This is a genomic window from Flavobacterium shii, assembly GCF_025847235.1.
Lineage (GTDB): Bacteria > Bacteroidota > Bacteroidia > Flavobacteriales > Flavobacteriaceae > Flavobacterium > Flavobacterium shii.
The window spans coordinates 22080-34320 of record NZ_JAOZEW010000027.1; the positions used below are offsets into that span (position 1 = coordinate 22080).

At 32.0% G+C, this 12241-nt stretch carries 13 protein-coding genes; 5 read left to right on the forward strand and 8 right to left on the reverse strand.

The window, feature by feature from the left end:
* Positions 1 to 81 precede the first annotated feature (81 nt).
* From OIU83_RS20655 to OIU83_RS20665, 3 genes are all read right to left on the reverse strand, one after another.
* Positions 82 to 480, reverse strand: coding sequence for a GreA/GreB family elongation factor (locus OIU83_RS20655; protein WP_264208164.1), 399 nt, complete (start codon positions 478 to 480; stop codon positions 82 to 84).
* Positions 481 to 883: 403 nt separating this feature from the next.
* Positions 884 to 1438, reverse strand: coding sequence for a thioredoxin family protein (locus tag OIU83_RS20660; RefSeq protein ID WP_264208165.1), 555 nt, complete (start codon positions 1436 to 1438; stop codon positions 884 to 886).
* A gap of 126 nt (positions 1439 to 1564) precedes the next feature.
* Positions 1565 to 2458 (reverse strand): alpha/beta fold hydrolase, encoded by an 894-nt coding sequence (locus OIU83_RS20665; RefSeq protein ID WP_264208166.1) that lies wholly within the window; start codon positions 2456 to 2458, stop codon positions 1565 to 1567.
* A gap of 136 nt (positions 2459 to 2594) precedes the next feature.
* Between OIU83_RS20665 and OIU83_RS20670 the strand changes: the two genes are divergently transcribed.
* A complete protein-coding gene (locus OIU83_RS20670) occupies positions 2595 to 2930 on the forward strand; it encodes a tRNA-binding protein (protein WP_264208167.1) in 336 nt (111 codons plus the stop codon).
* A 98-nt stretch (positions 2931 to 3028) separates the two neighbouring features.
* On the opposite strand, the gene OIU83_RS20675 is transcribed toward OIU83_RS20670, so the two are convergent.
* The 3 genes from OIU83_RS20675 to OIU83_RS20685 all read right to left on the reverse strand — a co-directional run bounded on the left by OIU83_RS20675 (position 3029) and on the right by OIU83_RS20685 (position 5891).
* Positions 3029 to 3583 carry an RBBP9/YdeN family alpha/beta hydrolase gene (locus OIU83_RS20675; protein ID WP_264208168.1) on the reverse strand — a complete coding sequence of 185 codons (555 nt, stop codon included), beginning with the start codon at positions 3581 to 3583 and terminating at the stop codon, positions 3029 to 3031.
* Between the two features lie 84 nt (positions 3584 to 3667).
* Positions 3668 to 4042 (reverse strand): PUR family DNA/RNA-binding protein, encoded by a 375-nt coding sequence (locus OIU83_RS20680; protein WP_264208169.1) that lies wholly within the window; start codon positions 4040 to 4042, stop codon positions 3668 to 3670.
* A 70-nt stretch (positions 4043 to 4112) separates the two neighbouring features.
* The gene (locus tag OIU83_RS20685) at positions 4113 to 5891 is read right to left on the reverse strand and encodes an ABC transporter ATP-binding protein (RefSeq protein ID WP_264208170.1); all 1779 of its coding nucleotides are present in this window, start codon (positions 5889 to 5891) and stop codon (positions 4113 to 4115) included.
* Positions 5892 to 6096: 205 nt separating this feature from the next.
* On the opposite strand from OIU83_RS20685, the gene OIU83_RS20690 reads away from it, so the two are divergent.
* The 4 genes from OIU83_RS20690 to OIU83_RS20705 all read left to right on the forward strand — a co-directional run bounded on the left by OIU83_RS20690 (position 6097) and on the right by OIU83_RS20705 (position 10605).
* A complete protein-coding gene (locus OIU83_RS20690; RefSeq protein ID WP_319005366.1) occupies positions 6097 to 7203 on the forward strand; it encodes a Glu/Leu/Phe/Val family dehydrogenase in 1107 nt (368 codons plus the stop codon).
* Positions 7204 to 7467: 264 nt separating this feature from the next.
* Positions 7468 to 8379 carry a transcription antitermination factor NusB gene (nusB, locus tag OIU83_RS20695; RefSeq protein ID WP_264208212.1) on the forward strand — a complete coding sequence of 304 codons (912 nt, stop codon included), beginning with the start codon at positions 7468 to 7470 and terminating at the stop codon, positions 8377 to 8379.
* A 31-nt stretch (positions 8380 to 8410) separates the two neighbouring features.
* Positions 8411 to 8683, forward strand: coding sequence for a preprotein translocase subunit YajC (yajC, locus tag OIU83_RS20700; protein ID WP_264208171.1), 273 nt, complete (start codon positions 8411 to 8413; stop codon positions 8681 to 8683).
* Between the two features lie 836 nt (positions 8684 to 9519).
* Positions 9520 to 10605 (forward strand): porin, encoded by a 1086-nt coding sequence (locus OIU83_RS20705; protein ID WP_264208172.1) that lies wholly within the window; start codon positions 9520 to 9522, stop codon positions 10603 to 10605.
* 155 nt (positions 10606 to 10760) lie between these two features.
* On the opposite strand, the gene OIU83_RS20710 is transcribed toward OIU83_RS20705, so the two are convergent.
* Together OIU83_RS20710 and OIU83_RS20715 are read right to left on the reverse strand one after the other, a co-directional pair.
* Positions 10761 to 11660: an N-acetylmuramoyl-L-alanine amidase gene (locus OIU83_RS20710; protein ID WP_264208173.1), complete on the reverse strand. Its 900-nt coding sequence runs from the start codon at positions 11658 to 11660 to the stop codon at positions 10761 to 10763.
* A gap of 37 nt (positions 11661 to 11697) precedes the next feature.
* Entirely contained in the window at positions 11698 to 12207 is a 510-nt protein-coding gene (locus tag OIU83_RS20715) for a hypothetical protein (RefSeq protein WP_264208174.1), read from the reverse strand.
* Positions 12208 to 12241: the final 34 nt, after the last annotated feature.

Consider the following 12241-nt stretch of genomic DNA (forward strand, 5'->3'; position numbering starts at 1 on the left):
CTATTCGGTGAGATATCTGGATAGTTTTTTGTTTTAAATAAGACATAAAAAAACACCTTCACAGATGAGGTGTTTAAAAAATTATTGATTGCTTACAGGTAGTACATTAGATACAGCAATTATTTTTAAAGTTTTTATTCCAGCAGGCAATTCCCAATCAACTTCGTCATTTTCTTTAAAGCCGATTATAGCAACACTTAAAGGTGCTAGGATAGAAATTCTTCCTTCTTTTACGTCTGCGTGTGATGGTAGAACAATTTGAATTTTCATTTGTTTATTAGCCTTTACATCTTCAATTGTTACATGAGAATTGATTCGGATAATGGAACTATCAAGGATGTCTCCTTTGCTTACAACAGCTCGGTCTAATTCTTGAGCAAGTTGCCCTACTTCTTTAGAGTTTGTAGCATTTTTACTTTTTAGTATCAATTCTCTCAAGAGTTGATAATCTGTTGTACAGAAAGTGGGTGTTGGTTTCATAACTATTATATTATTTTTTATTTGAATAAGATTTTCATTTATAGGCAATCTCAAAAGCCTTGTATTTGTTTTAAACTAAAATACAGAATACTGTTTATTGTAAATATAAAATTTGTAAAATTGTAAGAGGCGTAGAAATTTTGAATTTTAGTGCTTAGAGAAAATTCTCTGTGAATAAAATAAATAACTAAATTTTAAAATGTAATCCTCCGCCTGAAAGAAGAAATTGAAAATAGACGGAGGCCTAATTAACGAAGGCCTTGGTGTGCGAATTTAATACAACGACACGTGGTTTTCTTGTGAAAGAAAACAACAACGTAATAATCGTCAATTGTATAATGCTCAACATGAGGGTAATTTATTGTGATTTGCAAAGTTAATCAAAGTTTTCTAATGATTAATCTTATTTCCACTTAATGTTACAACCGATACTTGGCTTTTGTGGGTTTTTAATATTTCGGTTGTAAATTAGAGAATCAATAGCGTTACGTAAATCACTTCCGCTAAGCGTAATTCCATTTCCAGGTCTGGAGTCATCCAGCTGTCCATGATAAAATAATCTATCCTGATTGTCGAATAAATAAAAGTCGGGTGTGCATGCTGCGTCAAAAGCTTTGGCTACTTCTTGATTCTCATCATACAAATAAGGGAAATTTATTTTATGTGTAAATGCAAACTCTGTCATTAATTCAGGGCTATCTTGAGGAAACTTTGTCACATCATTACTCGATATGGCAATAACTCCGATGCCTTGTACGCGATAATCATTGGCAATCATAACAACTTCCTCAATTACGTGGAGTACAAATGGGCAATGATTACAGATGAACATTACCAGAGTTCCCTTTGTGCCTTTTAAGTCAGTAAAAGAATATTCAAAACTAGAATTAGTATCTTTTAGTTTGAAGTCTGGAGCCAAAGTACCAAGAAGAATATTATTTGAAGGAGTTTGTGCCATTTTGTACAAAATTAATTATTCAAATTTAACTTTAAAATTCTGCATAAGAGGGCATAAGTATTAAAAAAAATATCCAAAGAAGCATTTTATTTAGAAACATTAGCCCTTTGGATATTTATACATAATTTATGAATTCAAAAAATTTAGTAAATCGGTATTTAGTTTGTTTCTTTCAGTGTAAAATAATCCATGTGGTGCACCTTCGTAAATTATATAAGTATTATCACGAATAGATTCTGCTGCTTTTTTTGATGTAAGGTCGATGGGGACTATTTTATCATCATCACCATGAATAATTAAAGTAGGAACATTTATAGAGCTAAGTTCATCTCTGAAATCTGTAGTCGAAAAAGATTCTGCACATTTTAATGTAGCCCGAGGAGAAGCAAATGAGCATAACATTCTATAATATTCCAATAACGGAGTGCTTAGTGGTTTGTTAATGATGGTTATTCCGAAAAATATCTTTCCAAAATTATCCATAAAACCTATTCTGTCTTCTTTGATTGCATTAGCGGTTGCTTCAGTTTTTTCTTTCGGGCGACCTTCAGGATTATCATCGGTTTTTGGTAAGAAGGGTATAACCGAAGAAATCAAAGCTGCTTTTGTAACTCCTTTTCCGCCATGACGGCTAAAATAACGGACCACTTCGCCACCACCCATAGAGAAACCTATAAGAGTTGCGTCTTCTAGTTCCAGTTGATCGATAATTTCTTTTAAATCATCGGTTAGAGTATCATAGTCATATCCATCCCAGGGTTGCGAAGATTTACCAAATCCACGACGGTCATAAGCAATTACTCTATAGTTATTTTGAACTAGAAAGTCTATTTGGTATTCCCACATTTCATTAGAAAGTGGCCAACCATGAATAAGAATAACAGGCTTTCCCTGACCATAATCTTTTACATATAGTTTTACATTCGATGCTGTTTCTATATATTTGTCTGTAGAGGATTGTGTTGTATTGAACTTTGAATCTCTAAGAGATTGGGTGTTATTAATTAGAATGTTTTCCATTTTTATATCTTTAAGATTAAAGTTTATTAAGCTATTGATGTAAAAGTAGAATTTATAAAAATATATACGTTATAGAATTAATTGTAATGCTTACAATATTAATAGGTTATAGGAAAAAAAATAGTAAAACAAACATATGGATTTAACTTGGTCGGAATTTGAAAGAGTAGAAATGAGAGTAGGAACAATTATACAAGTAGATGATTTTCCTGAGGCTCGTAAACCAACATATCAGCTTACAATAGATTTTGGAACAGAAATCGGAATCCGAAAATCTTCGGCGCAAATCACCAAACGATACTCCAAAGAAGATTTAGCAAATAGACAAATCGTAGGTGTAGTTAATTTTCCTAGAAAACAAATAGGGAAATTTATGAGTGAATGTTTAGTAATTGGTGCAGTAGGAGAGAATGGCGATGTTATTTTGTTAGCGCCTGATTTTAAAATCGAAAACGGATTGCGTATTGGGTAGCTTGTTTTTAGTCTCGGTTTACAACTTACGGTATCTCAAGCTGAGATTGTAGACCTAGAATGTAAACTGAGACTGAGAACTGAGACTGAGAACTGAGACTAAATATACAAATTAATCTTCGCTATCAATTGCTCTAATATTTCTTGTCCTTCTTCCCAGTATTCCAAATCTGAAGCAGAATTGATATGTCCTTTTAGACCGATATCTATAAAATCGCTTCCCCACATTTCGGCAAGATAAGCAGTTCTTTCTATAGTTGCATATTCATCATTTTGACTTCCTACTACAATAGATGGGAATTGTAATTTTGTTGTTGGTATTGGAGAAAAATTACGGGTACATTCTGGTGTATGAATAGGGGAGTCCACATCGGCAGGAGCAACCAGTAATGCGCCTATGATATATGGATTGTTATTTGTTTTTGCCCAATGCATAACAAGAGAAACAGCAAGACTATGTGCAACGAGAATCGTTGGGGTATTGATTTTGGCTATAGATTCGTTTAATCTGTTTAGCCAATCATTCAGTATTGGTTCATCCCAATTATCCTGAACAAGTTTTGTAGTGTTTTTAAATTTTCTAAGCCAATAAATTTGCCAATGTTTTTCGCCAGAATCTCCAAGGCCAGGTAATATTAGTAGATTTGTATTCATTGCTGGGGTTTTGAATTTAAAGCTATAAAAAAAGTCCGAAAATGGGCTAGATTTTGGACTTTCTACTTTTTAACAGTCATTTGATTAAATATCATCAAAATCAATGTCTGTAAAACTCGACCTGTGTGATACTTGCTCTTCTTTATCAGAACCGTATTCTTTTTTGAAATCTTTCTGATGTCTTTCTGAAATTACTTCTTCTCCTTTGTGGTTTAAAACGTAAGAAGTCATTTCTCCTAAAATTTCAGCAAAAGCATTAAAATCTTCTTTGTACAAGTAAATTTTATGTTTCTTAAAATGGAAAGAACCATCTTCTTCTGTAAATTTTTTACTTTCGGTAATCGTGATATAATAATCGTCTGCTTTCGTAGCTCTTACATCAAAGAAATAGGTCCTTCTTCCTGCTCGTAGTACTTTAGAAAAAATCTCTTCTTTTTCTAACATGTCATTTTCTCTCATAATCCGTTCTATCAATTTTTTTTATTTAATAGCAATCAAAAATCTTAAAAATTTATTTATTATACAACAATTAAAGTAATTCTTTTTCGGAAAGTTGCTTTAAATATAATGCCGAATAATAGCCTTCTTGATTTATCAATTGATTATGAGAACCTTGTTGGATGATTTTTCCTTCATCGAGTATTATAATTCTATCTGCATTTTTGGCAGATGATACACGATGACTTACAATTATGGTAGTTTTATCTTTACAGATTTCAAATAAGTTATTTAAAATTGTTTCTTCAGTTTCAGTATCTACAGCCGATAGGCAGTCATCAAAAAGTAAAATAGCAGGGTTCTTAATAATAGCTCTGGCGATGGAAACGCGTTGCTTCTGTCCACCTGAAAGTGTTATTCCTCTTTCTCCTAAAATTGTGTCGTACTGTTTGTTAAAACCGATAATATTGTCATGTACTACGGCATTTTTGGCAGCTTCAATAACTTGTTCATCAGTAGCATTTTGATAACCAAACTTGATGTTGTTTTTGATACTATCAGAAAATAGGAATGCATCTTGTGGCACAATTCCGATATTGTTGCGTAGGTCGTTGAGGTTTAATTTGCTTATTTCACTATCGTCTACAGTTATTTGTCCTTTGGAAACATCATACAAGCGAGAAATTAAAGATAATATCGTAGACTTTCCAGATCCGGTTTTGCCTAAAATGGCCAGGGTTTCCCCCTTTTTTACTGTAAAGGATACACCTTTAAGGGCAGTTATGTTAGTGTCTTCGTAGGTATATGTTACATTATCAAAAGAAATTGTCCCTTCTATAGATGATGGATTTGGATTATTGTTTTTAATTTCCGGTTCAAGTTTTAAGAACTCATTTAGTCTTTTTTGAGATGCCTCAGCTTCTTGAACCATAGATGAAACCCATCCTAAAGAAGCTACTGGCCAAGTTAGCATGTTTACGTATAGAATAAATTCGGCTATTGTACCAATGCTTTTGATGCTTCCGTTAATATACATTACACCACCAAAATAAATTACAACAAGGTTGCTAATTCCGATTAAGGCAATCATTAATGGACCAAATAAAGATTGAACTTTGGCAAGATTCAGACTTTTACTTTTACTTTCATTTGCTAAATCAATCATATTATTTTGATGTTGATTCTCTAACGAATATGCTTTTATAACTCTAATTCCAGAAAATATTTCTTGCGTAAAACTGGAAACTTTCGATAAATATTGTTGGAAAACGGTGCTTCGTTTATTGATTTCGGTACTTAATTTAAAAATACAATAGGATAATATTGGTAAAGGTAAAATGGTATACAATGTTAAAAGCGGCGAAACATTGTACATATATATGATTACGATTGCAAAACGAATGAAAGTATTTATAGTGTACATTACAGCTGGACCTACATACATTCGAACTTTGGAGACATCCTCGCTTATACGATTCATTAAATCTCCAGTACGGTTTTGCTTGTAGAAATTCTGAGATAATTTTTCATATTGTTGGAAAACCTCGTTTTTCAAATCGAATTCGATATGACGAGACATAACTATTAATGTTTGTCTCATTAAAAAAGTAAGGAAGCCAGCAACAATTGTAGTGGCAATAATTAGTAAAACATTGTGTATGAGTCCGTCCCTGTAAAAAGCTAATACTGTTTCGGATGCTTTTTCTGCTTTTGGGAGTTTATCAAAATTTTCTATTGCACTTAATGATTTGCTTATTAGTTTTGGAGTAAACAGTGAAAATATTTGTGCGATTATTGTGATGAAAATTCCAAGGGAAAAACTGTATTTATATTTAATAAAATATTTGTTTAAATAACGTAATTCTTTCATTTTTTTTAAGATATTCTGTATTGAAATAATTTTGTTTTATTGATAAGTGTCAATTTTGAGCAATTTTCAAAGCATTTGTTAAAAGATATTCAATTGTTGTATTGTTATTTTTTAATTAAAAAAATGCTGTATGTATATTTTTTGTATAAATTTGAAATGTCTTTTTGACAAATTCGTAATTTTAACTAACAAAAAAATTATTGCTATGAATGCAGCTTTCGCAACTGGAAAGGAACTTCAAAAAATGGATCCCGTTTTTGGTCAACTATCATTTGATGATCACGAACAAATTGTATTTTGCAACGACAAAGATACAGGTTTAAAAGCAATTATTGGTATTCATAATTCGGTTATGGGACCTGCTTTAGGAGGTACTAGGATGTTTAACTATGCTAACGAATGGGAAGCATTAAATGATGTTTTGCGTCTTTCCAGAGGAATGACATATAAAGCAGCTATTACAGGATTAAATATTGGTGGAGGTAAAGCCGTTATTATTGGTGATGCCAAAACTCAAAAAACACCCGAATTGATGCGTAAGTTTGGAGAGTTTGTACATTCTCTAAGCGGAAGATACATTACTGCAGAGGATGTAGGTATGGAAACCAGAGACATGGATATCGTAAGAGATGTTACTCCTTATGTTACTGGAATTTCTGAAGAAAGAGGTGGTTCAGGAAATCCATCTCCAGTTACTGCTTACGGTGTTTTTTTAGGAATGAAAGCTGCTGTAAAACAACAGTTTGGTTCCGATAGTGTAGCAGGTAAAAAAGTATTGGTACAAGGAATTGGGCACGTAGGAGAAACTTTGGTTGATTATTTAACTAAAGAAGGTGCTATAGTTACTATTACCGATATCAATGAAGAGAAACTATATGAAGTAGCTGCAAAATACGGAGCTACAATTTTTGCAGGAGATGATTTATACAGTGCAGATGTTGATGTTTACGCGCCATGTGCAATGGGAGCAACATTAAATGATGAAACTGTAAAAAAAATAAAAGCTAAAGTTATTGCTGGTGCTGCAAACAATCAATTGGCAAACGAAAATATTCACGGAGCAATACTACAAGAAAGAAGGATACTTTATGCTCCGGATTTCTTGATTAATGCTGGGGGTATTATCAATGTTTATGCTGAATTGGAGCATTATGATAAAGCGGAGATCATGCGTAAAACAGAAAACATCTACAATACTACACTTGAGATCTTTGATTATGCTATAAAAAATGGTATAACTACACATCAAGCTGCATTGACGATTGCTCAAAATCGTATCGATTTAAGAAAAATAGAAAACAGTAAAAAATAAAAACCAGTTCGGTTTAAGGTTTTAGTCTCAATCTTGGTCTCAGTTTTCATAACATATGAAAACTGAGACCGAAATTGAGACTTTCTTTTACACTAAATATTGTGGCTCTTTTTTATAGGAGGAAACTAAGACTGATGGTCAAAACTATTCTTTAAATAAAGTAGTTATAAATTTTATTATCAGGTGTGAAATTCTTATTTTTGCAAACTAATTTTTAAATGTTCTTACAAGGTGGTAAATAGAAGACACATACGCGTTAAAGTAATGCAGTCCATTTATGCGATGCATCAAAACGGTTCTGATAATCTTGAAAAAGAAGAAAAATTTCTTTTTTATAGTATTGATAATATTCAGGATCTATATCTTGTGATGGTTTCTTCGTTAATCGAAATTTGTAAAAAAGAAACTATCTATTTACACTTATCAAGCAAAAAACATCTTGCGACTCCTCAAGAACGTAATCCAAATGAAAAATTTGTTAAAAATGCTATCTTTCAAATACTAGCCGAGAATAATTCACTCAGCATTGCACTTGAAAATCGTAAAATTAATAATTGGACATTAAATGATGATTATATTCTATTGCTTCTTAATGATATAAAAGCGAGTAAACAGTATGCGAATTACATGAGTAATGCTACAAATACGTTTGAAGAAGACAAGCAGTTTATTGTTGACTTATTTATGGAAGTAATTGTTCCTAATGAAAAATTATATGAGTATCTGGAGGATGATAAGCTTACATGGGTTGATGATATTCCAGTGGTAAATACACATATTATCAAACAATTAAAAGCAATCACTCCTGGGGAAGATGATAATTTTAGAGTTCCTAAATTGTTTAAGGATAATGAAGACAGGGATTTTGTAAAAGATTTGTTTAGAAAAACAGTTTTAAACGAAACAGAATTTGCAAAAGAATATGTAGATAAGACTCCAAATTGGGATAGTGACCGTATTGCCGAAATTGATACAATTATTTTGAAAATGGCAATTTGTGAATTTTTAAAATTCCCGTCAATTCCGGTAAAAGTAACTCTTAACGAATATTTAGAAATTGCAAAAGAGTATTCTACTCCAAAAAGTAGTATTTTTATCAACGGGATTTTAGACAATCTGGTAAAAGAACTGGAAGCCAGCAAGAAATTGATTAAAGCTGGTAGAGGTTTAATGTAATAATTAATAAAATAAAAACTGAATTTAAATTATGGAACAATTAACTCAATTTGCGCCGTTTCTATTAATGTTTGTAGTAATCTATTTCTTTATGATTAGACCGCAACAAAAACGTGCAAAAAACGAAAAAGAATTTGAAAGTAGCCTAAAAGTAGGTGATAAAATTATAACTAAAAGTGGTCTTCATGGAAAAGTTTCAGAGCTTGCAGAAACAACTGTAATTATCGAAACTATGTCTGGAAAATTAAAAATGGAGCGTTCTGCAATTTCTATGGAAATGAGCGCAGCTTTGGCTAAAAAATAGTAAGCTTTAAATAAGTGCTAAAATCCCAATCCGAATTTCGGATTGGGATTTTTTTTGTTGCAACAAAAAAATAATTCTTCCCTCTTTATAATCCCGTTCTGGGAGCTTTGTATCTTTTTTGAATGTGTTCCATGTTTTTAATCATTTATATGACTCTGTGTTCTTTTTGCGGATGCGTGGTTTTGTGCTGACTTGGTATGTTGTTCCGGTTTTATTTTATTTCGGTATTGATGAAATAGGTAAGTTTCTTTTTTACGTGTATTAATTTGTTTGTTATGCTGTTGTGCTTTTTCAAGGTATCTTCATCTGTTTTTGTAGGTTGTATTTTGTAGGAATTAATTAATGTTTTTTTGTTTTGCGTATTTATGAGTTACTTGGTGTTGGTTTTAAGGGTGTTTTGTTTTAAAAATAACTACACCCCTATTTTTTAGGTGGCATGATTCTTTTATTTTGATTTATTTTAGCTTTGTGCCCTGCTGTTTTTGTTTTTATTCTGATTTTTGTTTGAAATATAGTGGGTGTTCGTTTTTTTTGACTTGTTGATTTTTTTAAAAACCGCCCTTTAAAATGTAAAATAATTATATTTCATTAGTCTAATTTTTGTAATCCGTAATTCTTCCTAAAACGTGTCATAAAAATAATTTTTATAAGCCTATCTAATATAAAAGTTAATAAATTCGCCTCAGAAACATGTTTTACCAAAGCTATTTATCGGTTGTGAAATCATACCAGAGTTCTTTAGTTTACCATATGGAATATGAATAAATGGCATATATAAAAAATAACCAAACCAATTATTAACTATAACCAAATTATTAACCAAAACCATTTCAAACATGAAAAGAGTAGTACACATTTTAGCTTTGATGTTAACAAGTTCTTTTGCTTTTGCCCAAGAAGATAAAGAAACAACTTCCCCAGCAACAACATTTGGAGGATCGGCAGACATATATTATAAGTATGATTTTTCTAAACAACAAAACGGTTTAACAAGTTTTACAAATTCTCAGGATTCATTCGAATTAGGAATGGCATCCATTGAAGCATCACATAAATTCGGAAAAGCTTCTGTTTTTGTGGATTTAGGATTTGGAAAAAGAGCTGCAGAGTTCTCTTATAATGAATACGATACTAATGAGCCATCTTTTTTAATTAAACAGTTATTTCTTAAGTATGACGTTACAGATAGTTTCTCGGTTACAGCAGGTAGCTTCGGTACGCATATAGGTTATGAATTATTAGATGCTGTAGATAATAAAAATTACAGTATGTCTTATGCATTTTCATACGGACCATTTTTTAATACAGGAGTGAAAGCTCAGTATACTAGTGGGGCTTTTAGTGCGATGTTTGGTATTACCAATCCCACAGATTTTAAATCGGCTATGGAGGCTGGTTCTAGTCAAAAAACCTATGTTGGACAATTGGCTTATGTGGCTGATACGGGTAGTGCATACTTGAATTTCACATCAGGAAGTGCTAATCCTACTCCAGGAAGTACAATTCCGCCAATAGAAGAAAACAAAACCCAATTTGATTTTGTAGCTACAAAAACAATTAATGATGCGTTTTCTTTAGGATTGAATGCAACTTATGCAAAAACTACAAATGATTTTGACAGCAATCTTGATGGAGATTGGTTTTCATTCGTAGGATATGCTTATTACAAGTTTAAGGATAATCTTGGCTTAGCTTATAGAGTAGAATATTTTGATGCCAAAAATGCTGCGGCAAGTTTAGGAACACTTGCAGGTTCCAGTGTTTTTGCAAATACCTTATCACTTAATTACAAAGTTGGAAATATGACGATAATTCCAGAGGTAAGATTAGATAGTGCTTCCCAAGACATTTTCCTTGACAGTAATTCTGCCCCAACTGGCAAGATGGTTTTTGCATTGGTCGCTGCTACCTATTCTTTCTAAGATATTAAGATTGATATTTTTTTTTTTTTTTTTGAACTGTCAAAACATTTATTGTTTTGGCAGTTTTTTATTTACATGCCTTTGTAAATAAAAAACACGTTTTAGAGATGTCTAAAACGTGTTTTTTTTTGTTTGTATTTTAAGACAAATGTTATTTATTGTTTTTTGTATATAGAATAAATAGTGTTTATCGTTTTTCTGTCTAATACAGCATCAACTTCTGTTTGTATGTAATGTAGCTTAAAAGCGGTAATTGCTGCAGTAAGATTCTTTGTGTTGTATCCTATAATGCGTAAAGCAGGTTCTATTCTAAAATCAAACGGAGCTTCTTCTAATATTTCATCCTGCCAGATTCCAAAACCTAGTCCAGCTAGAGTTTTCCATGGAAAAAAAGCGCTAGGATCTTTTTTTCTTGCCGGAGCAATATCCGAATGACCTAGTATGTTTTGAGTTGGGATATTATATTCTTTCTTCAGTCTTGTTAAAAGCGCAATTAAACTACCAATTTGTGTCTCTGAGAAAGGTTGAACACCATTGTTATCAAGTTCAATTCCTATAGAAGATGAGTTAAGATCGGTATCTTTTCCCCAAGTTGAGTTACCGGCATGCCAAGCTCTTAAGTAATCATTTAGCATTTGTACGACTTTTCCGTCCCTTGAGATTATGTAATGTGCACTTACTTGTGTTTTGGTTTTTGTAAATGTATTTACAGTTTGTTGTAAAGAGTCCTGAGCAGTATGATGAAGAATAATAAAATTAGGTTTTCGTAAATTAAAATTAACGGTACCAATCCATTGTATGTTTATCCCATTTTGTAAAGGAGTAGATCCTGTCTGCGAAAGAGAATCTTTGTATATATGTAATTGTTTAGCATATAAAGTATCTAAACTTACAACTACATTAGTGGCAGGTATAGGTTGTACTTCCTTACTTGTGATTTGATTTTCAAGAGTTTTAAGTTGCTGGTCATATGCTTTTTCACTCGATTTATATGGATTTGTCGAGCAAGAAGTGATAGCAATTGCTAAAATCAGAGTATAAAAATGTTTTGTCATGTTTAAAGTCATTTTTTTGTTTTGTGAGAACAATTATTTATTTCTTCTTTTTAGACTTTTTAGTACCTGTTTGGTTTTTGCGTTGTTCGATGTAAATGGTATATTTCTCCTTTTGGCCGTTGTCTAAAAATTGTGTTACTCTTTTATTCGTAACTTCAGATAATGCTTGGATTTGACTTATTTTATCTTCTTGACTACTACTTTCATTTTTTAAAAGGATACCTTGTTCTTTAATGCTTTCTGTTAAAACATTTGATATAGCAATTTCTTGTAAGGCGTCAAGGTTAAGTTCGGTTTTCATGTCTTCCATGATTTTAGCAACGGTTTCTTCAACCGGAACCTCTTTTGGTTTAGTATTGAAATTGCTTTGACCTCCCATTCCTTGACTCATTCGGCCACTTCCGTAGCCATTTCCATTTCCGTAACCACCTCCACCATAGCCGTTACCATATCCTCCATTTCCATAACCATTCCCATATTGTGCGAAAGCAGGATTAATAGTGAATAGAATAAAGGCAAATGCTATTGCTGCTTGAATTGTTTTCATGTTTTATGTTTTAAGTAAAATATTGACAAGATCT